This is a genomic window from Saccharopolyspora endophytica (genome assembly GCF_018070075.1).
GTDB lineage: Bacteria > Actinomycetota > Actinomycetes > Mycobacteriales > Pseudonocardiaceae > Saccharopolyspora > Saccharopolyspora endophytica.
Window position 1 is genome coordinate 138,868 of sequence record NZ_JAGPXE010000007.1, and the last position, 17,790, is coordinate 156,657.

The following is a 17,790-nucleotide window of genomic DNA, read 5'->3' on the forward strand; positions in this document are numbered from 1 at the left end:
GGAGAATCATGGGTGATCGGGACGCGAAGACGGCGTTGTTCGAGCAGTTCGCCCGCGTGGGGAAGGCCCTGGGCAGTGGCAAACGGCTGGAATTGCTGGACCTGCTGGCACAGGGTGAGCGCACGGTCGAGTCGCTGGCACGGGCCGCCGAACTCGGGCTGACCACGGCCTCGGCGCACCTGCAAACCCTCAAGCAGGCCAACTTGGTGACGACCCGCCGTGACGGCACCAAGATCTACTACCGGCTCGCCGGAGATGACGTCGCCGCGCTGTACGCGCTCGTCCAGGCCGTGGCCGTCGAGCACCTCGTCGACGCGGAGGCCGCACGCGCCGTCTATCTCGGGCCAGAGACCGAGGAGGTCACACGCGAGGAGCTGCTGCGACGGGTCCATTCCGGCGGCGCCACCGTGATCGACGTGCGTCCGCGCGAGGAGTACACCGCCGGGCACATCCCCGGCGCGGTGTCGATTCCACTGGAGGATCTCGCCGAGCGCTTGGCTGAACTTCCCCTCGATCAGGAGATCGTCGCCTACTGCCGCGGCGCCTACTGCGTGTTCGCCCACGACGCGGTCCGCCTGCTCACCGCAGCCGGTCGCCCGGCTCGCCGGTTGGCCGACGGCATGCTCGAATGGCGCTTGGCCGACCTACCGGTGGCAACCTGACCAAGATTTTCAGGCGCGGTGTCGAATCGGGCGCGTTGTCAGTCGTCTCCTGAGCAAGGAGACGTTGAGCTGGCTGTATCGCGCCATCGCTCTACACACCACGTGGCCGGCTCCGAGGCCGCACTGACTGATCTGTCCACATTGGATGATGCACTGGACCATTGCCACCGCTATCACGCCACCCGCGCAGAGCCGCTGCGCGAGCTCGGCCACTCCGGGCAGGCCCAGGCCGCCGAGCGCCGCGCGCTGGAGCTGACCGCCCACCCGATCGATCAATCCCTGTTGCGGCAACGCATCTCGACAGCTAGCTACCCTCCGTCGCTGGTTTGACGGCCGCGACCCGCTCCACCATGCCGGCCTTGAGCCGCTCCTGTCGTTGGATGATCAACCCGGCCTCCTCGACCAGCGGCAGTGGACGACGGGTTTGGTAGTCGCCCAGCATCCGCACGGTCAACTTCTCCAGCAACCATTGCCCAGCCCGGATCAGGCGGTGGTGGCTGCCGACGTGGTCGAGCAGCAAGAGCGTCCCGTCGGGACGCAGGACCCGGTGCATCTCGGTGATCGCTGCCCGCTCGTCGGGGAATCCGCACAGCCCGAGGGTGCACACCACGGTGTCGAACGAGGCGTCCGGGAACGGCAACGCCTGCGCGTCGCCCTCGCGCAGGTCGATCTCGTGGCCCAGCTCGGCCGCGCGAGTGCGGGCGATCTCCAGCATGGCGGGGCTGAAGTCGATCCCGGTCAACCGCACCGCGTCCGGATAGAACGCCAGGTTCAGACCGGTGCCCACCGCCACGTCCAGCACATCGCCGTGGGCCTGCGAGCACACCCATTCCCGACCGCCGCCGAACTGCACCCGCTCGACGAACCCGATATCGCGGTCATACCGCGGCGCGTACTTGTCCCACTTCTCCCGTAACCGGTCAACGCTCAGTGCCTTACTCATCGCCTTGTCCCTTCGTCGATACCAGTCCGTGGGTGAGCAGCCCGGCGAGCGTGGCGGCCACGACCTCCGGCGGCGGCAGCTCGCGATCATCTGGATCAACACGGGCGGGATCCCAGTGCAGGTGCACCGCCCACAACACGCAGGTCTCCAAGATCGTGCGCGCCACCACGGGCGCCGGCCCCGGCAGACGCACTGCCCTGCTGGCCGCGCGACGCGTCAGATACTCGGTCAGCACGGCGACCTGTCCTGCCCGGCCGACCCCGAACCACACCTCGCCGAGATCCGGCAGCTCCAGCGCGCACCGGTCGACCAGCTTGATACTCACCCGATGCCGCGCCAGCCGCCGGTACAGATCGATGATGATCTCGGTCAGCTCCTCGGCGATCGGCACCCGCCGACGCCCAGCCACCGCCTGCACCAGCCGCAGTTCGGCCACCTCGCCGCGGAGCCGATCGGCCACCAGCGCCGCCACCTCGCCCGCCACGGGGGTCGGCACCGGCAACTCGGCCAACTCGGGCAGCGGGTCCACACCGTCGGCGTAGCGCACCGCGGCGGCCAGCAACGCGGCCTTGCTCTCCACGTATCCGTACACGGTGCCCTTTGCCACCCCCAACCGGTCGGCGACATCCTGCATCTGCGTGCGTTGGAAACCTTGCGCGATGAACGTCTCAGCCGCTGCCGAAACCAGGCGCGGGAAGAACTCCGCCGACCGAACCCTGGGCATCTCGCAACAATAACTGACCGACCCGGTCAGTCAAGGCTGGAGCAGTTACCACTGCACCGGGAGTGCGGTCAGTCCACCGGTCAGCACGTCGCGCCGCATGGTCAACTCCTCCACATCGACGGCCAGCCGCAAGGTCGGGAACCGTGCGGCGAGTTGGGAGAACACCACCTGGAGCTCGATGCGGGCCAGTGGCGCGCCGATGCAGTACCGCGCGCCGTGCCCGAAGGTGAGGTGCGCGGCGGCCGAGCGCGTGATGTCCATCCGGTCCGGATCAGCAAAGACGGCCGGGTCGTGGTTGGCCGCGCCGTTGTCCAGCAGCACCAACTCGCCTGCCCGGATGATAACTCCGTCGATCTCCAGGTCGGTCCGGGCGTAGCGGGGAATCCCGCCGCCCCCCTTGCCGGGCGCCCGCAACATCTCCTCGACCGCGTTCGGCACCAGGGCCGGGTCGTTCACCAAGCTCTGCCACTGCTCAGGGTTGGTCAGCAACGCCAGTGCGCCCAGGCCGATCTGGACCACCGTGGTCTCGTGTCCGGCGAACAGCAACGCCATAGACATCCCCGCGGCCTCGACGTCGGAGACGCCCTCGGTCGCGCACAGTCGGGAGATGACGTCGTCAGCGGGCTCGGTCCGCTTGCGGGCGACCAGCTTCTGGCCGTACGCGAACAGCTCACCCAACCCCTGTTCCGACCGGGCGCGATCGCGGACGTTGGCGGCGTCGGCGGTCCAGGCGCGGAACTGGTCACGGTCCTCGTAGGGCACGCCGAGCAGCTCGCAGATCACCAGGATCGGCAGCGGCACCGCCACCGCGGCCTGCAGATCCGCGGGATGCCCGTGCTCGGCCAACTCGTCCAGCAGTAGCGCGGTCAGGGCCTCGACCCTGGGGCGCAGGGCACGCAGGTGCTTGGGCGAGAAGTGCGGCTGCAGCAGCGACCGCATCCGGGCGTGGTCGCTCTTCTCGGTGGCGAAGTTGCCCAGCGGCCCGCCGAACAACGCCGACTCCCCGGTCCGCGCCGCGGTCTCCGGTGCCGGATGGGCGCGGCCCAGCCGGTCGTCGTCCAGCAGCCGCCGCACCTGCGCATGACCGGTGACCAGCCACGCCTCGTCCCCCACCGCGGTGCGAACCCGGTGGACCGGACCCTGGGACTGCAACTCCCGCAGCCGGGGCGCGACCCGCAACGGATCTACCTGCTCGAACGGCAACTGAACCGTGGCGCTCATCGCGACCTCCATCATTACACAGCACTTGTACAAGACGACTTCAACAACGTACTTGTATAGTCTGCCTTTAACAAGAGGAGGTTGATGCGATGGCAGCCGCCCGACAATCCACGCAGCCCGCGTCGGAAAGTCAGCCGGAACGTGTCCGGCGTATGCCCCGCGCAGAGCGGCGCGAGCAGATACTCGACGCGGCCACCCGCGCGTTCGCCCGCACCGGGTTCACCGCCACCGGCCTCGACGACATCGCAGCGGAGGCCGGCGTCACGCATGTAATCCTCTACCGACACTTCGCGTCGAAGAACGACCTGTACCGAGCGGTGCTGGACCGCGCCTGCACCCGACTCGGCGACGCCGTCGGGACCGAGACCTACGACGAGGGCAGCATTCCCGCGCTGCTGCGCGCCGCCGCGGCCGACCCTGAAGGATTCCGGCTGCTGTTCCGCCATGCGGTCAGGGAGTCAGAGTTCCGCGATGTGATCGACCGGATCCGGTTGGCCTCGACCGAAATCGCCCACCGCCACCTCGCCGACACGATCCCGGACGGCCCCTGGCAGAACTGGGCGGCCCGACTGATCCCCACCCTCACCCTCGAAGCCGTCATCGCCTGGCTCGACACCGGCCAACCCGACCCCGACCACGCCGCCAACCGCATCGGGCAGGCCATCCAGGGCGTGATCCAAGCTGCTCAGACCGGCTGAACACACAGTGGACCGTCCAGCAACTGCCTCACCGCGCGTTCGCGCTCGACCGCGGCACGTTGCCAGACTGCCTACTGGTCCGGCTCGACATCACCTATCCCTCGGCATCGGGTGATCGGTCCGAGTCCGGGTGCTCTGAGAGCTGATCGACAACCAGCGTGATCAGCTCTTCCAGGCTCTGAGGGCCGGTCGCGGCGATACTGGCCCCGGCGGTGACCGGTTCGTCCGGGCGCTCGGTGGGCGCGAACAGGGACGGCAGCGGCGGCCACCTCAACGTGGCCAGCAGCATGACGATGTCGGGGTCGCTGGTTGATCCAGGCTCGATGGTTTCGCACCGGCGCAAAACCGCGTTCAACTCCGTGACGATGGGCGTCAGGGCCATTCGGTCATGGCCTGCGAGCACCTCACCCGTGTCAGAGTCGATCGCGCGGAACGGGGCCGGCTGTTGCGTGAACTCCTCCTCGGCCAGGTCTGCCCACGACTGCGGGATGCGCTGGTCGCGGACAAGGTCGTCGATGCGTTCGTCGAAGTGATCGGCGGAATCCCGGACCTTCCTGTCCCGGAGGGCTGAGGTGTCGCTGATCATAAGCTCTGTTCGCAGTCGATCGGCGCGGAAGCGACGCCAACGGGACTTGAGATCGGCTCCCTCGGCTCTGACGGGCCACAACAGCTTGCTGATGATGGCGGTCGCGGTGAGGAACGACTGGACCGCCGGCCACGCCTCGACACGCCGCTGCGGATCCCGGCTGAGACTGAGAGCCTGTTGCACCGCGGCCAGGGCATAACTCGCCTGCCGCACGATCTCGGCGACGTAGAACCGCCGGGCTCCCGATGCCCAGCGCAGCTCCCAGTCATCGCTCACTCGATCATTGTGTCCCGTCGACGACGTAGGCGTTGGCCATCCAGGCCAGGCGTGAGCGGCCCGTCATGTTGCCCGTCGCTCCCTCGGCGTAGGTCTCGATAGCGGGTGACGGCGTGTGCGCCCGGAGTCCGTACCCACAGTGGAGCGCCGATGAGGATGCGGTCGACGTCTGGGCTGATGCCGCCGTCGCGGTCAAAGGTCCACCGGTCTTTGTCGAGTACGACGTCGCTGTAGATCTGTGCGAACCACTCGGATTCGGTCGCGTGGCCGAGCGTGAAGCCTCGTGTCCAGGGCTTGTCCTCGTGTTCGTTCCAGGTTCCGGTTACGCCCTGCTCGGTCGCGATCTTCAGGGCCTCGACCGCGAGGGACTCCGGGTCGTCCCACTGTGAATTGTTGATCGTTCCTCGGCTCTGGATGTAGAGAGCAATCGTCCGAGCCGCGGAGGACGACCATCCTTCCGGTGGTTGGTCGGAGCCGCCGACGTAGTCGGCGGTGTTCTGCAGGCTGCCGAACATGCACACGTCGACGCGGGCACCGGTGCTGCTGCGAGTGCTGGTGTGCATCACGACGCCCTGTCGCTTCTCGACACCGCCCGTGAACTGGGCGAAGTCGACACGGCCGACGCCCTTGGCGAACGCTGCCGGCGGCGGGGTGACGAAGTCCTCGACTGCGTGGTCGCCGATCGCCGTTTCGATTCGGCGCGCTACTTCAGCACGGTCTAGCGTGCGCGCCTCCTGCGCAAATTCGAGCCCACCGATCAAGGGAATCGACGCCGTCTTGGCCTTCCAACTCACGCGCCGTTCGAGGGCGATGCCGTTTGCAGACGCGATGTCCCGGATACGGCGATCCGACCAGTACGCGTAACTCCGGATCACACCTAGCTCGCCCATGAGCAGGCCCCTCCAAGCGCCAATTCGTCGAAGCGGTCCCGTCGGGGCCAGCACGCTCGAAGCCTAGCGGTGTCGCGCGTAACGCCAGGTCGAGCAGGTACGACGCCTGTTGGTAGCTGAACGGCGGAGGTGATGGCGTGGGTGGCGAGGCCGACGAGCTCGCGGTTTTGTTGGCAGCGTGGCGTGAGGACATCAACAGCGTTCCGGCGCCGGTCATGCTTGTGTTGGAAGCCGCGCTCACGCTCCACGCCGACTTGCTTGTTCTGTCCGCGGTTCCTTCCAAGCGCTCCCACCGGTTCCGGGCGAAGCGCTCGCGTCGCCTGTGCTCTGCTGGCCGCCGCTGCCCTTGGCCTTCTCGTCCTCCACGGCGACGCTGACTGCCAACCCCCGCTGGGGCCACCAGCTTCACGGGTTTGGGCAACGGAGAGTCAGGCGGAGTAACGCTCGGCGAGCCGGTCGAAGAACGCTGCAAGCCGTTGCCCAGTGGCTGGAGTATCGGTGAGCTCGGCGCCGCCGAAGCGGTAGACCTCATAGCCGTGCAGTCGTAGTTCACGGTCCTCGGCCACCATCTCGGCGTACCGACGGGGGTCCGCGTGCCCGTTCTCGTCGGCGTAGTGCTGCTTACCGTCGCACTCGATGACGATGCGGATCCGCTGTGGCAGCAGCAGGAGGAAGTCCATGCGCTGGCGGGCCAGAGGTGGTGTGCCAGGGGCGTGGTGCGCTCGGGTGTATGGGTCGTAATGCAGGTACACCTGCGGGATCAGCGCCGGGATGCTGTCGCCGAGCCGGACGTATCGGTCAGCGTATGTGCGCAGTATTCGTCGCTCCGCGTGGTTGTCACCAAGCGAGCGGTCCAGCCGTCGGTACAGGCTGAGCGAGACCTCACGGGCCGGTGCGTCGGTTAGCCCCTCGCGGTCGGCCCACCAGCTGGTCAGTTCGGCCCAGGTGAGGCCCTGCGCGCCCAGCGGCCGGTCGTAAACGAGACAGAACAGCTCGTTCTTGACGACGAGGACGTCGTTGTTGAGGGCGTCGCTGAACACGATCTCCGGCTTGGGTCCGTCGGCCGCGAAGATCAGGTTCTTCAGTTCGCCGGCTACGCCGTACGTACCGGATGCATCGAGCAACGGCTGTAGGTGCTCGGCGTCGTACTCGGCCGCGACGCGGTGGGCAAGCTTGGTCAAGTCCGTCAGTGACAGGCCCTGTAGCCGGCCCTCGACGTAGCTGCGCTTGCTGTTGAACGGCTCGGGGCTGCCTTCGCGGGCAGGTTTCATGCCGAGCGCGTCACAGGCCGCTTCCAGGTGGTGGGCCTTGACGCACTCCCAGAGCGTTGCGGCGATGGCCGAGCGCAGCCTCATCGGGGTGGCGATCATGCCGCTCCACCGCGTGCGTCAAACCTGGCCGCGCCCACCTGAGCACGTCGGGTTCGCTGGTTGACCATCACATCACGGTAGCGCGGTGGGCCGACAGTAGATCTCTGAGCAGCGCAGTGTCCGAAGCGCACGCCCGGATCTACTCGATCACCGCAGTACTCGCAAGCTCGTCGTCGACCGCCTTGCGTTCTGCCAGCTGGGAACTTCACTCGCGCTTTCGCAACACGTTGAAGGGCACGAATTGGTCGACCAGGTGCAGCTTGTCGCGACGGCCGTCGGCGTAGCCGATCTCGTAGTTGACGATCCCGTACCAGTCGCCCTCGATACTGGGGAAACGGCCGTGAAGCCGTCCGGGGACCACGCCCGTCAAGTCCAGGCCGGTCTCGATGACGTGCCGCGGTGCGTCGGCTGGCCGGGGGAAGAGGATGTCCAGGTTGACCCATACCGAGGTGAGCACTGGTCTGCGTCCGTGGAGGTCGTCGCCTTCCCACTGAGTGAACGGGCTGTTGATCACGGCATCATCGGCCTACCTCGTGCCGGCCACCGTTCGCACGCGGCGCAGAATCAGATCGCCATACGGCTCGTCGTCCAGCTCGGCGCGGTCCGGGCTGGGGCCGCTGCTGGACAGGCGCCAGGTCGCGTCGGCTCCGGGTGTCGCCGCACAAACAGGGCAGTCGATGCGGACTTCGTCCTCGACCGCTATCGCCCTGCTGACGCCTGGGATGACGAGGTGCCGGCCACCTTTGCAGGTGGCTGGAAGGACGGCGATCGTCGTGCCGGTGTAGTCGACCCGGTAGCGCAGCGCGCCGTCCAGTGAGGCGGGTGGAGGCGACGAACTCATGTCGAGCAAACTACCACCGCGCTCGCACATATGTTCGACTGTGGTGGGATCCGGCGAGTCACGTATCGGCTGGTGATGGGATGCCACTCGGCCGGGTGAACCGTGCCGCCGCTGATGTCGTGCTCACGCGTGGTGCCGCCTCACGGACGCCTCACCAGCGCCTCCTTGCCGCTCTGGTGCAGATCTTGATATCGCCGGTCTAATCGCCCACACGAATCGACCCGGCCGGTGCGGCTGGTGCGGATGAACCGCAGGTCACGGCTATCGGGTCGACCAGGCGCATGGCGCGAGTCGGCTCGTGGTGACGAGGCGGGGTGGGGAGAACGTCACGGTGATGGCGACGCATGAGAGCGCGTCCGGTCTTGAGCAACAGGTAGACCCCGACGCGCCGTCGCTGTCCCGGATCTACGACTACCTGCTCAGCGGTGGGCACAACTTCGCGGCCGACCGCGCCGTGGCCGACAAGATCACCACGCTGGTGCCTGGGTATGACGTATTCGTCCGCGAGAGCCGCACCTTCGTCCGCCGCGCAGTCCTTCACATGCTCACGACCGGAATCGAGCAGTTCCTCGACCTGGGTGCGGGCATGTTCAGCGCCCACCCCGTGCACCATCTCGCCCAGGCTGAACGTCCTGACGTCCGCGTCGTCTACGTCGATCGCGACCCCATAGCCATCGCCGGTCTCGGTCTGATCGTCCATGCGGACGATCCGAGCACCGGGGTGATCGAGGCCGACCTGCGGCACGTTGACGAGGTGCTCGACCATGCCGTGACCACTCGGCTGCTCGATCTGACTCGCCCGGTGGGCGTGGTGGCCGGGTCGGTGTTGCATTGCCTGCCCGACGCCGAGGATCCGGCCGCCGCATTGGCCAGGTACCACGAGCGGCTGGCACCCGGCTCGCTGTTGGCCGCCTCACACGCCGACGGCATCGTCCTCGGGCTGAAGTCGGCCGCTGCGGTCGAGGACTGTCTCGCCAGGGCCGGGATCACGCTCGTCCACCGAAGCCGGCGGCAGTTCGCCGACCTGCTGGGACCGTGGCAACCACACCCGGACGGCGTGGCGCCGATCGGGTTGTGGCGACCGGACGGGCTCACCCTGCCCGTACGCGAGTGCCTGTGGGGCAACGCCGTGCTCGCCGACCGCCGTTCCGAGCCCGCGGAGCGAGCATGAACGAGGCCGAGCACATCAACACCGTGTCCGGATCGGTCCACGGCCAGGTGCTGCAAGCCCGCACGGTAACCGCCGAAACCATCGTCCTGCACGCTCCCGAGCACCGAGTGCCGGTGCCCCGGCAGCTTCCGCCGCCCGCGCACACCTGGGTCGACCGCGCAGATGAATTGGAGTGGCTGGACCGTCTGCTCACCACGGCGGGCCCGACCCGCGTGGTGGTGACCGGCCTGGGTGGGGTCGGCAAGACCGGCTTGGCGGTGCGCTGGCTCGACGGACACCACGAGCGCCACCCCGACGGCGTGCTGCACGTCGACCTCAACGGCTGGAGCGGCCACCCGCCACCGGCCACCGCGCAGGTCCTCGCCGGATGGCTCCGCACGCTCGGCGTCGCCGCCGACGACCTGCCGGGCGAGGTGGCCGAGCTGGTCGCGCTGTACCGGACGGTCACCTCGGACAAGGCGGTGGCCATGCTGGTCGACAACGCCCGCTCCGCCGAGCAGGTGCAGGCCCTGGTACCTGCCACGGCGCGCGGCACGATCCTGGTCACCAGCCGCAATCGGCTCGCCGAGCTGGCCATCGCGGGCTTCCGCCACCTCGACCTCGACTGCTTCCCGGCCGCCACCGGCGCCGCGCTCCTGACCGGCCTCCTCGACGAGGACCGACAGCCCATCGGCGAGGAGCTGCTGCATGCGCTGGCCACCCGCTGTCACGGGCACCCGTTGGTCTTAACCATCGCCGGGGCCCATCTCGCCGCCTACCCCCGGCGCGACCCGGCGCGCCTGATCACCCGCCTGACCCACCTCGCCGAGGCGTCCACTGGCGCTTTGGACCCGCACGAGCTGTCCGTTGAAGGAGTGCTGCAGATGAGCTACGAGGACCTCGACGCCACCACCGCCCGGCTCTACCGCGGCCTGGCCGAGCATCCCGGCGTCGAGTTCACCGCCGAGCCGCTCGCGGCCGGGCTCGACGTGCCGGTCGCCGAGGTCGGCCGCGGGCTCGGGCGGCTGGTGGAGGCGAACCTCGTCACCGAGACTGGAGACGAGCGCTACCGGCTGCACGACGTCCTGCGAGAGCACGTGCAAACCCTGGCAGGCCAGGATGACCAGGCCAAGCGGCTTGCGGTGCGCCGCCGGATGATCGAGTGGTACCTGCGGCGCGCGGCGGCGGCCGACAAGATCATCAATCCTTTCCCTCGCCGGTTCAGCCCCGTCTACACCGGTCTGGACACCGGCGTGTTCGCAGCGAAGGCCGCCCTGGAATGGGCCGAGACCGAACGCGCCAACCTTCTCGCCGCTCAACAGGTCGCCGCCGACCAGGGCTGGACGGAGCTGGTGTATCAGTTCGGCGAGGTCCTGTGGAACCCGCTGCGCCCCAACTACACCGCCGGTGAGTTGGTGAGCTCGCAGTTCCTCGGGGCCAATGCCGCGGCCGACGCCGGGCACATCCTGGAGGTCGTCTGCCGCACCCGCCAGGGCTTCGGCGAGACCAACCTCGGCCACCACGAGGCCGCCGTCGCCATCTGCACGATTGCCGTAGAGCGCGCCGCCGAAGTCGGCGACCCGTGGCTGCACTCCGGCGCGCTGTCCACCCGCGCCCGCGCCCACCTCAAGGCCGACGACCCGCACGCCGCCCTCCCTGACCTCGAACATGCCCTCGAAATCGCCGAGGGGATGAGCGACGCCCGCAGCATCGCGCTGCGGCACCGCCGCCTCGGCGAAACTGCCCTGCACCCCAAGGTCGCCGACGCCCCGCTCGCACTCCACCACCTGCGGCTGGCGGCGAGCATGTTCACCGGCATCGGCGATGACATCGGCCACGCCCGCACCGTCCTGCACCTGGCACGGGCCCTGACCCTGAACGGGCAAGCCGCCGAGGCAGTGTCGGAGCTCGCCGCGATCGAGCAGGCCGTGCGCGACTACGGCTCGGTCGGCTACTTGGCCGACCTATGCACCGTGCTCGGCGAGGTCCACGCCGCGCTCGGCGACACCGCCGAGGCCCACCGCCGCTACGGCCAGGCCATCGACTACTACACCGCCGCCGGCCCCGGCGCCGACAAGAGCAAGGCCACCGTCATCGCCCGGCGCGACGCCCTCGACTCCGACCAACCGACCGCCTGAACGCGAAGAGGAGCGAACGGCATGGCAGCACACACCACGGCCAAGGGACGCCGGATCACCGGCGAGGCCCGCACCAAGATGGCCGCTGACCTGAAGAAGAAGTACGAAAAGGGCGCCAGCATCCGTGCGCTGGCCGAGGCCACCGACCGCTCGTACGGCTTCGTGCACCGAATCCTGTCGGAGTTCGGTGTGGTGCTGCGTGGACGCGGCGGCGCTACCCGGACCAAGCCCAAAGCCTCATAGCCCAGCGACAGCGGGCACGAGAACGGCTCGCGACACCAGCCCATCCGATACGCGAGCGGAGATCATGATGCCCAGACGGGTCTTGCGGGGCTACCGCCTGGGAACGCACACTGGCGAACCGGATTGCGATGCGCGGCCGGCGCCGCGGATTCAAGTCCGCTTCGCGTGCCGAAGAGGACACGAGTTCACCGTGCCATTCTCGACAGACGCCGAGATACCCGCCGTCTGGAGATGCCCACGACACGGCGTCGAACATTGCCTCCGCATCAATGAAGACTCCGCCTGGCAACCGCCCAAGGGAAAGCCTCCACGCACGCACTACGTCATGCTCTTGGAACGACGCAGCATCGCCGATCTTGAAGTCCTCGTCGACCAGGCGCTGGCGGGCATCCTCCTGCAGCGCCGATCACCTTACGGTCGCGTGCCCATCGGCGACCGAACCTACGGTTTCCGGTTCGAGCCATGACCGCCGGCCCGAGAAGGCGTAACAGGCAGGCTGGCTCTGATGTTTTCGAGCCGACTACCTCGGAGCATGCGAGGTATCGAGCCCGAGGGCGCCTCGCCTCATCATCGACGTGCAGGTCGCGGTCTACGGCTTGGGCTGGCCGGTGCCGGAGTTACGAGCCGGTGAGCCGCGCAGTTCCGTGACGCGCTCGCGGAATGGTGCGCCGACCGGCCCGCGCAAATGCCGACCCACGGGCACCTCTTTGTGTTCACAGTTTCCTTCGCTATGCCCCCAGGTGTTCATACACATGTTTGCTCGATACGGGCCGCGCCAGTACCGGTGGCGATAGTGAGGCGAGCGGCGGCTGTTGTCCGACGTGTCGTGGTCGGCGTTGTCCTCTCCGTCGTCGGGAGGCAGGTCTTCGGTCCTGAACCGCGGGTGTACCCGGACGATGTTCACGTCGATCGTCGCGATGATGCCGGCTCGGACGTCGCCTCGGGTCACTGATCGCGGAGCTGCGATCACATCGGTCTGGGTCAGCGGTTTCTTGACTTTGTGGTCGAGCAATTGCCATAGGCCGTAGACGGTCTGGACCCACCCGGCGCAGTGGTTCGCGTCGGGTTCGGGGAGCAGTTCACCGAACTGGAGGGTCGCGGTGAAGGTAGCGAGTACCGGCATCGGGCTCATCCGGGCCGAGACAGTGCGGACATGGTCGGCGAAGTAGCCCGCGCTGTAGCAGGTCTTTGTCGCTGCCCACTGGGCGACGAACGTGTCCGGGGGCAGGCCGTCCCATTGGGGCGGCCGATTTGGGGTGTAGAACGACAGTTGGACCCGGTCCTCGTGCGGCGGTGGCAGGCGTGACCAGCTGATGGCGACGATTGGGGCCTCGACGTAACCGGAGACGTCGTAGAGCCAGGGGGCTGGTGTCCATCCTGAGCCTGGCAGGTCTTGCGCACGCGCGGCGTCATAGAGGGCGCCGCCGATGCAGCTCTCGAACAGCATGAAGCCGGTCATGCTGGGCATTCGGTCCGGGCTGGCGGGTTCGGTGGACGGGGTGGACGAGTAGGTCACGGCCATCTCGATCGCCTCGTGGTCGACCCACGTCAGGCTCGCGTTCCTGAGGCGGCCGGCTTCATCGCGGGCGTATCGGCGTACTTCCCGATCCTCGCTCTCCACCGCGGCGGCTCGCGCGACCTGGCCTGTTCGTCCTTGCTGGGCGCCCTCGGCCGCGATGGTGGTGTAGTGCTCGTGAAGCCGCCGGCGGAGGAAGGGAAGCTGCTCGGAAGACGGAGCGACCCACGGCGCGGGTTGGAAGATCGAAGCGTCCGGGATCGGGTCGGGAATCGTGAGGCCATCGGTTGCCGGGTGCATGAAACGGACTCCAGCCAAGGTCGCGGCGGCGCTGGTCACAGGCGGCGCAGTGCGTGCAGCACGCGGTCGAGAAGCGCCAGGTGCTCGTCGTCGGGCCGCGGTCCCTCCAGCGCGGCCCGACGCGCGGCGGCCCGTTCCTCGTCGAGGTCCAGCGGAAGCGCGGACGGCCCCGTGGCGGGCAGTTGTCCAAGGCTGGGGAGGTACTCGGTGAGTGGTCCGTTGTCGGCATGGCGGCGCGCGGCCTTACCGTGGACAGCATCGAACGACAGTCCGGGGGTTTCCGGCGACCAGCGAGGACTCGGCAGGATCACCATCGCGTCCGCCTTCGTGTCCGGCTCCTCACTACGGTTCACCGCTCTGCGGCAAGCCGGTCGGACTCATGACGGGTTCGGGTCGGTCGTCATCGGGCCAAAAACGGGTGCCACGCAAGACCCGCAGGAAGGGCAGCAACTCGTCGCGAAGTCCCGGCGTGGTGGCGATCGCGCACCGGGAACGGGTGGTGTGAGGGCTGGCGTCGGCATCCAAGACGAGGGCTCCCGCCTCGCGGGCGATGACTGCCCCGGCCGCGGTATCCCAGGTCCGGTTGCCGAGCAGGACGCAGGCGTCAAGGGTGCCGTCGGCGACCCAGACGAGGTCAAGTGCGGAAGAGCCGTAGCGACGAAGCCCTTGTGCCCGTGCGGTGAGTTCCCGGTCCACAGTAGAGCAGAGCACGTCTCGCAGGGCAGTGTCCTGGCCGCTGCCATAGTCGCTGAACCCGATCAGGGCTCGATCGAGCGACTCGGTGGCCGAGACGGCGATGAGTTCTCCGTCGCGGTAGGCGCCTTGCCCGTCGGTCGCCCAGTAGCGGTGCCCGAGAAAAGGAAGCGCGGTGACGCCGAGGATGGGCCGGTGGTTGTGCACGAGCCCGAGGGCGATCGCACACAAGGGACTGCCGTGGTGGTGGTTGATCGTGCCGTCGATGGGATCGAGAACCCAGTAGGTCTTCTGGCTACCAACCGCGCCGGTTTCCTCTCCGAGGAACCCGATCTCGGTGTGCCCGTCGGCAATCAACCGTTGGCGGACAACGTGTTCGACGTCCTCGTCCACTTCGGATACAGGGTCGCGGTCGCCCTTGTACCGGATCGAGCGAGGACGGTGGCTGAGGACATGCTCGACCGCAAGATCGATCGCGGCCTGTGCCGCGGGCAGGGCAGTGGTGAGGTCGGGTGCCGACAGCATGGTTCCTTCGGTTCTTCGGGCATACCCGGCTCGCATAGCAGCGCCGAATGGACCGGGCCGTGGACGGTGAAGGTCAGGAGTGGTGCGGCCACCACGGGTGTTCGACGGTCAGCGCGTCGCTTCGCAGTCGTTCCGCGATGACTGCGGGGCGCAGCTCGATTTGGTGGAGGTCCGCTTCGGTGAACCACCGCAGTTCGTGTTCGCTGGACCGGGCGGCTTCGGGGTCGGCGAGAGTCACGTCGAACAGCAGGGCCAGTTCGTAGAGGGCAGGCCCGTTTGGTGAGGTGTGGTCACGCAGTTCGACGGTGGCGCAGAAGTCGAGGTAGGCGAGGTCGACGTCGGTCTGTTCCCGCAGGGAGCGCCGCAGGGCGTCCTCAACGGATTCACCGGGTTGTACTCGACCACCGGGTAGCCGGAAGGCACTGGCGTCCCGGTCTCGGACGAGCAGGAGGCGCTCCTCGTGCCCAACGAGGCCGTATGCCCCGACAAGAGGACCGAGAGCTGGAGTGGTGGTGGAGGTCATCATGGTGCTCTCACGATCGATGGACAGGACGATAACCGAGGTGACGCCTCGAAGAGGCCAACGTGGTGGTCCTCATCGCACTACCGGGGCCACCAGGCTCGACTGGTTGTCGACCGGCGCGGGTGAGCGTGCTGGTTGCACCTCGCGCATATCCACTGAAGCAAGCTCACTTTCCGTAGCGAGAGGGTGGCTGAGACCGGTATGGCCTGCGGTGGGCGGTCGGGGGTCGCCCACCGCAGGCCGAATCCCAGTCAACGACGCCGCCCTTGCCGATCACCAGAGCGGCCGTGCGGCGAGAACGAGGCGTCAACGGGGCGACCCAGGCGCTGACCAGCGCGCTGTTGGTCTGCTGGAGCGAGGGGCTTCACCCAGATGGGCATGCAACTGCGATTGGCGATCAGTCGGGTCGTCAGCCGTGGTCGAGAACGGAGCGGCCATGAGGCAGCGATGAGGCGACACCCTCCCTACGCTGCGAAAACCGGCGAGTACTGTGCGCTATGGAGGGTCTGGAAGGAGGGACAACGCGATGGCAGCACGGCCTCTCACCCCGCTCGCCGTTGCCCGCGAGGCCGCTGGTTATACCCAGGAAGCCCTCGCCGTCACCCTGAAGGTCGAACGGACCACCATCGGGCGTTGGGAACGTGGGGTCCAGTCACCTCAGCCTTGGCAGCGGCGCGGCCTCGCCACCGCCCTGCAGGTCTCGCTCGACGTACTCGACGACCTGCTGCGACGTACCCTTCGGCGACCTGCTGCCAACATCACGACGGTCCTGGTCTCACCTTCGTCGAGCCTGGTGACGGCCCCCGTCGAGCGGACCGTTCACGAGGACGGACCGGCGCCCGAGGCCGACGTCATCCATGCCGCTATCCCGCGCCTGCGCCGCGCGCTTGACCGGCTGGACCTGCCCGACGACGGACCAACCAGGTCTCTGGACGACCTGCACGGCGAGATCATCCGAGCCAGCGACGACCGGCTGCAGTCGCGCTACGGCAACCTCGCCCGCCGCTTGCCCGACCTCATCGCCGAACTCGCCCGCGCCGGTCAGCTCGGCGACGCGGCAGGCCAGCGCCACGCCGCCGCCCTGCTGACCTTGGCGTTGCGGGCTGCTGACGGCGTGGCGTTCAAGTTCGGCTACCTGGATTTGTCCGCCAGACTGATCGACTTGATGCGCTCGGCCGCCCAGATCGCCGAGGACCCGCTGCTACTGGCCGCTGTGGCGTACGTGCGCACCGAAACCTTCTTTGCCACCGGCGACCTGGACACCGCCGCCCGCGCTCTCGAACTTGCTGTTGACCACGTGCCCGATCTCGATACGACTTCCTCCTCAGCCGCGTTCGGTGCCTTGCACATGCGCGCCGCAGTCGTGGCCGGCCGGGCGGGCAAAGCCGACGTCGCAGCTGATCACCTGCGCGAGGCCCGCCGCGCTGCGGGCAGGGCGCCCGAGGGAATCTACGTCGGCACCGCGTTCGGCCCGGCCTCCCTACGCATCCACGAACTCGCAGTCGCCGTCGAACTTCGAGATCCACTGGGTATCGAACGCGCGGCGTCCTGGCACCCGCCCGACGAACTTCCCGCCGAGCGTCGCTCCCACTACTTCATCGATCTGGCCCGCGCCCAGCTCACCCTCGGTCGCCACGAAGACGCTTACCTGTGCCTTCAGGCTGCACGCCGTGCCGCGCCCGAGCACACCCGCACCCACCCGCAGGTCCGCCAGTCCCTCTCGTCCCTGCTGCGCACCCACAGCACGCCCAGCGCCGGCTTGCTCGACCTCGCCGCTTGGGCCCGCGCTCGCTGAGCCGCCACCAGCCGCTCAGCGCAGGGACAACAGATCCGGCAGGTCGTAAAGGGAGTCGATTACCCAATCCGCGTCGCGACGGACCAGTGGGTCGTCAGCCCACAGGTAGCCCCACGGGCCCCGCCGGATCAACGCCGTGCAGAAGCCCGCTGCCTTCGCGGCAACCACGTCGTTGTCCCGGTGGTCACCCACGTACACCGTCTCGCCCGGCCCGTCGGGGACCATCTCTGCCACGCGGGCGAAGAACTCGGACGACGGCTTGGCGGCACCCCATTCCCCCGAGGTCGCGATCCGGTCCACCGGCAGCTCCAGCGCACGCAACAGCTCGGCCGCGCGAGCGGTCTGGTTCCCAGCTACCCCGACCCACAAGCCGCGTTCTCGCAGCGCAGCCAGGCCGGGCCGCACATCGCTGTAGAGGTCGCTGTCCTCGATGCGCTCACCCAGGCCAGCCTCCTCGCGCAGCCGCCGTTCCCGTGCGACGTCGAAGCCCGGCTTGAAGTACTGGAACGTCTCGGCATTGTCCCGGCCAGCGGCGGTGACCGCACCCAGCACCGTCGAGAAGGTATGGCGGGAAACGCCGATCCAGTCGGCCCACGCACCCCACTCCCGCGAGTCGTCCAGCAACGTCTCGCCCACGTCGAACACCACCGCGGTCACCATGCTCTTACTCCTACGTCACGTACAGCCACCGCGCGA

Annotated in this window: 21 protein-coding genes; 8 read left to right on the forward strand and 13 right to left on the reverse strand. The window is 68.1% G+C overall.

Going from position 1 to position 17,790, the window contains the following annotated elements; translation table 11 throughout:
- Nucleotides 1-8: 8 nt before the first annotated feature.
- The gene (locus tag KBO27_RS17720; RefSeq protein WP_210971092.1) at nucleotides 9-662 is read left to right on the forward strand and encodes an ArsR/SmtB family transcription factor; all 654 of its coding nucleotides are present in this window, start codon (nucleotides 9-11) and stop codon (nucleotides 660-662) included.
- A gap of 102 nt (nucleotides 663-764) precedes the next feature.
- Nucleotides 765-992, forward strand: a complete 228-nt coding sequence (locus KBO27_RS17725; RefSeq protein ID WP_139320635.1) for a hypothetical protein — start codon at nucleotides 765-767, stop codon at nucleotides 990-992.
- Here KBO27_RS17725 and KBO27_RS17730 read toward each other — a convergent pair.
- The 3 genes from KBO27_RS17730 to KBO27_RS17740 are packed head-to-tail and all read right to left on the reverse strand — an operon-like array spanning nucleotide 967 to nucleotide 3,550.
- A complete protein-coding gene (locus KBO27_RS17730) occupies nucleotides 967-1,605 on the reverse strand; it encodes a class I SAM-dependent methyltransferase (RefSeq protein ID WP_075848197.1) in 639 nt (212 codons plus the stop codon). The two genes, KBO27_RS17725 and KBO27_RS17730, sit on opposite strands and share 26 nt — an antisense overlap.
- A complete protein-coding gene (locus KBO27_RS17735; RefSeq protein ID WP_210971093.1) occupies nucleotides 1,598-2,329 on the reverse strand; it encodes a TetR/AcrR family transcriptional regulator in 732 nt (243 codons plus the stop codon). Before KBO27_RS17735 ends, KBO27_RS17730 begins: the two co-directional genes overlap by 8 nt.
- A 45-nt stretch (nucleotides 2,330-2,374) precedes the next feature.
- Nucleotides 2,375-3,550 carry a cytochrome P450 gene (locus KBO27_RS17740; protein WP_246537503.1) on the reverse strand — a complete coding sequence of 392 codons (1,176 nt, stop codon included), beginning with the start codon at nucleotides 3,548-3,550 and terminating at the stop codon, nucleotides 2,375-2,377.
- Nucleotides 3,551-3,639: 89 nt separating this feature from the next.
- On the opposite strand from KBO27_RS17740, the gene KBO27_RS17745 reads away from it, so the two are divergent.
- Complete coding sequence (locus KBO27_RS17745) at nucleotides 3,640-4,248, forward strand: TetR/AcrR family transcriptional regulator (RefSeq protein ID WP_075848201.1); 609 nt, start codon at nucleotides 3,640-3,642, stop codon at nucleotides 4,246-4,248.
- Between the two features lie 94 nt (nucleotides 4,249-4,342).
- Here KBO27_RS17745 and KBO27_RS17750 read toward each other — a convergent pair whose 3' ends face one another.
- The 5 genes from KBO27_RS17750 to KBO27_RS17770 all read right to left on the reverse strand — a co-directional run bounded on the left by KBO27_RS17750 (nucleotide 4,343) and on the right by KBO27_RS17770 (nucleotide 8,211).
- Nucleotides 4,343-5,110, reverse strand: coding sequence for a hypothetical protein (locus tag KBO27_RS17750; protein ID WP_075848203.1), 768 nt, complete (start codon nucleotides 5,108-5,110; stop codon nucleotides 4,343-4,345).
- Nucleotides 5,107-6,000: a hypothetical protein gene (locus KBO27_RS17755; protein ID WP_075848205.1), complete on the reverse strand. Its 894-nt coding sequence runs from the start codon at nucleotides 5,998-6,000 to the stop codon at nucleotides 5,107-5,109. Before KBO27_RS17755 ends, KBO27_RS17750 begins: the two co-directional genes overlap by 4 nt.
- A 428-nt stretch (nucleotides 6,001-6,428) precedes the next feature.
- A complete protein-coding gene (locus KBO27_RS17760; RefSeq protein ID WP_210971094.1) occupies nucleotides 6,429-7,370 on the reverse strand; it encodes a putative endonuclease domain-containing protein in 942 nt (313 codons plus the stop codon).
- A gap of 205 nt (nucleotides 7,371-7,575) precedes the next feature.
- Entirely contained in the window at nucleotides 7,576-7,884 is a 309-nt protein-coding gene (locus KBO27_RS17765) for a hypothetical protein (RefSeq protein WP_075848209.1), read from the reverse strand.
- Nucleotides 7,885-7,896: 12 nt separating this feature from the next.
- The gene (locus tag KBO27_RS17770; RefSeq protein WP_139320638.1) at nucleotides 7,897-8,211 is read right to left on the reverse strand and encodes a hypothetical protein; all 315 of its coding nucleotides are present in this window, start codon (nucleotides 8,209-8,211) and stop codon (nucleotides 7,897-7,899) included.
- Nucleotides 8,212-8,545: 334 nt separating this feature from the next.
- Between KBO27_RS17770 and KBO27_RS17775 the strand changes: the two genes are divergently transcribed.
- The 4 genes from KBO27_RS17775 (at nucleotide 8,546) to KBO27_RS17790 (ending at nucleotide 12,208) form a co-directional block, all read left to right on the forward strand.
- Entirely contained in the window at nucleotides 8,546-9,382 is an 837-nt protein-coding gene (locus KBO27_RS17775; protein WP_075848213.1) for an SAM-dependent methyltransferase, read from the forward strand.
- Nucleotides 9,379-11,499 carry a hypothetical protein gene (locus tag KBO27_RS17780; protein WP_112285788.1) on the forward strand — a complete coding sequence of 707 codons (2,121 nt, stop codon included), beginning with the start codon at nucleotides 9,379-9,381 and terminating at the stop codon, nucleotides 11,497-11,499. The genes KBO27_RS17775 and KBO27_RS17780 overlap by 4 nt, the downstream gene beginning before the upstream one ends.
- Nucleotides 11,500-11,520: 21 nt before the next feature.
- Entirely contained in the window at nucleotides 11,521-11,742 is a 222-nt protein-coding gene (locus tag KBO27_RS17785; RefSeq protein ID WP_075848219.1) for a helix-turn-helix domain-containing protein, read from the forward strand.
- A 67-nt stretch (nucleotides 11,743-11,809) separates the two neighbouring features.
- Nucleotides 11,810-12,208, forward strand: coding sequence for an RNA polymerase-binding protein RbpA (locus KBO27_RS17790; protein WP_075848243.1), 399 nt, complete (start codon nucleotides 11,810-11,812; stop codon nucleotides 12,206-12,208).
- Nucleotides 12,209-12,331: 123 nt separating this feature from the next.
- Here the strand turns inward: KBO27_RS17790 and KBO27_RS17795 are convergent, their stop codons facing one another.
- From KBO27_RS17795 to KBO27_RS17810, 4 genes are all read right to left on the reverse strand, one after another.
- A complete protein-coding gene (locus KBO27_RS17795; protein ID WP_210971095.1) occupies nucleotides 12,332-13,558 on the reverse strand; it encodes a hypothetical protein in 1,227 nt (408 codons plus the stop codon).
- Nucleotides 13,559-13,593: 35 nt separating this feature from the next.
- Nucleotides 13,594-13,872, reverse strand: a complete 279-nt coding sequence (locus KBO27_RS17800) for a hypothetical protein (protein ID WP_112285672.1) — start codon at nucleotides 13,870-13,872, stop codon at nucleotides 13,594-13,596.
- A gap of 28 nt (nucleotides 13,873-13,900) precedes the next feature.
- Nucleotides 13,901-14,776 carry an inositol monophosphatase family protein gene (locus KBO27_RS17805; RefSeq protein WP_075849285.1) on the reverse strand — a complete coding sequence of 292 codons (876 nt, stop codon included), beginning with the start codon at nucleotides 14,774-14,776 and terminating at the stop codon, nucleotides 13,901-13,903.
- Between the two features lie 73 nt (nucleotides 14,777-14,849).
- Nucleotides 14,850-15,302, reverse strand: a complete 453-nt coding sequence (locus KBO27_RS17810; RefSeq protein WP_075849287.1) for an NUDIX domain-containing protein — start codon at nucleotides 15,300-15,302, stop codon at nucleotides 14,850-14,852.
- 523 nt (nucleotides 15,303-15,825) lie between these two features.
- On the opposite strand from KBO27_RS17810, the gene KBO27_RS17815 reads away from it, so the two are divergent.
- Entirely contained in the window at nucleotides 15,826-17,094 is a 1,269-nt protein-coding gene (locus KBO27_RS17815; RefSeq protein ID WP_075849293.1) for a helix-turn-helix domain-containing protein, read from the forward strand.
- 15 nt (nucleotides 17,095-17,109) lie between these two features.
- Here KBO27_RS17815 and KBO27_RS17820 read toward each other — a convergent pair whose 3' ends face one another.
- On the reverse strand, nucleotides 17,110-17,754 hold the full coding sequence (locus KBO27_RS17820; protein WP_075849295.1) for an HAD family hydrolase: 645 nt from the start codon (nucleotides 17,752-17,754) through the stop codon (nucleotides 17,110-17,112).
- Nucleotides 17,755-17,790 lie beyond the last annotated feature (36 nt).

Bases quoted from the DNA above. Each gene is read 5' to 3' on its own strand.
- KBO27_RS17755 (WP_075848205.1), bottom strand. From the start codon at position 6,000: ATGGGCGAGCTAGGTGTGATCCGGAGTTACGCGTACTGGTCGGATCGC.
- KBO27_RS17740 (WP_246537503.1), bottom strand. From the start codon at position 3,550: ATGAGCGCCACGGTTCAGTTGCCGTTCGAGCAGGTAGATCCGTTGCGG.
- KBO27_RS17795 (WP_210971095.1), bottom strand. From the start codon at position 13,558: ATGCACCCGGCAACCGATGGCCTCACGATTCCCGACCCGATCCCGGAC.
- KBO27_RS17775 (WP_075848213.1), top strand. From the start codon at position 8,546: ATGGCGACGCATGAGAGCGCGTCCGGTCTTGAGCAACAGGTAGACCCC.
- KBO27_RS17800 (WP_112285672.1), bottom strand. From the start codon at position 13,872: ATGGTGATCCTGCCGAGTCCTCGCTGGTCGCCGGAAACCCCCGGACTG.
- KBO27_RS17720 (WP_210971092.1), top strand. From the start codon at position 9: ATGGGTGATCGGGACGCGAAGACGGCGTTGTTCGAGCAGTTCGCCCGC.
- KBO27_RS17820 (WP_075849295.1), bottom strand. From the start codon at position 17,754: ATGGTGACCGCGGTGGTGTTCGACGTGGGCGAGACGTTGCTGGACGAC.
- KBO27_RS17735 (WP_210971093.1), bottom strand. From the start codon at position 2,329: ATGCCCAGGGTTCGGTCGGCGGAGTTCTTCCCGCGCCTGGTTTCGGCA.
- KBO27_RS17785 (WP_075848219.1), top strand. From the start codon at position 11,521: ATGGCAGCACACACCACGGCCAAGGGACGCCGGATCACCGGCGAGGCC.
- KBO27_RS17730 (WP_075848197.1), bottom strand. From the start codon at position 1,605: ATGAGTAAGGCACTGAGCGTTGACCGGTTACGGGAGAAGTGGGACAAG.
- KBO27_RS17810 (WP_075849287.1), bottom strand. From the start codon at position 15,302: ATGATGACCTCCACCACCACTCCAGCTCTCGGTCCTCTTGTCGGGGCA.
- KBO27_RS17760 (WP_210971094.1), bottom strand. From the start codon at position 7,370: ATGATCGCCACCCCGATGAGGCTGCGCTCGGCCATCGCCGCAACGCTC.
- KBO27_RS17780 (WP_112285788.1), top strand. From the start codon at position 9,379: ATGAACGAGGCCGAGCACATCAACACCGTGTCCGGATCGGTCCACGGC.
- KBO27_RS17745 (WP_075848201.1), top strand. From the start codon at position 3,640: ATGGCAGCCGCCCGACAATCCACGCAGCCCGCGTCGGAAAGTCAGCCG.
- KBO27_RS17805 (WP_075849285.1), bottom strand. From the start codon at position 14,776: ATGCTGTCGGCACCCGACCTCACCACTGCCCTGCCCGCGGCACAGGCC.
- KBO27_RS17790 (WP_075848243.1), top strand. From the start codon at position 11,810: ATGCCCAGACGGGTCTTGCGGGGCTACCGCCTGGGAACGCACACTGGC.
- KBO27_RS17815 (WP_075849293.1), top strand. From the start codon at position 15,826: ATGGCAGCACGGCCTCTCACCCCGCTCGCCGTTGCCCGCGAGGCCGCT.
- KBO27_RS17770 (WP_139320638.1), bottom strand. From the start codon at position 8,211: ATGAGTTCGTCGCCTCCACCCGCCTCACTGGACGGCGCGCTGCGCTAC.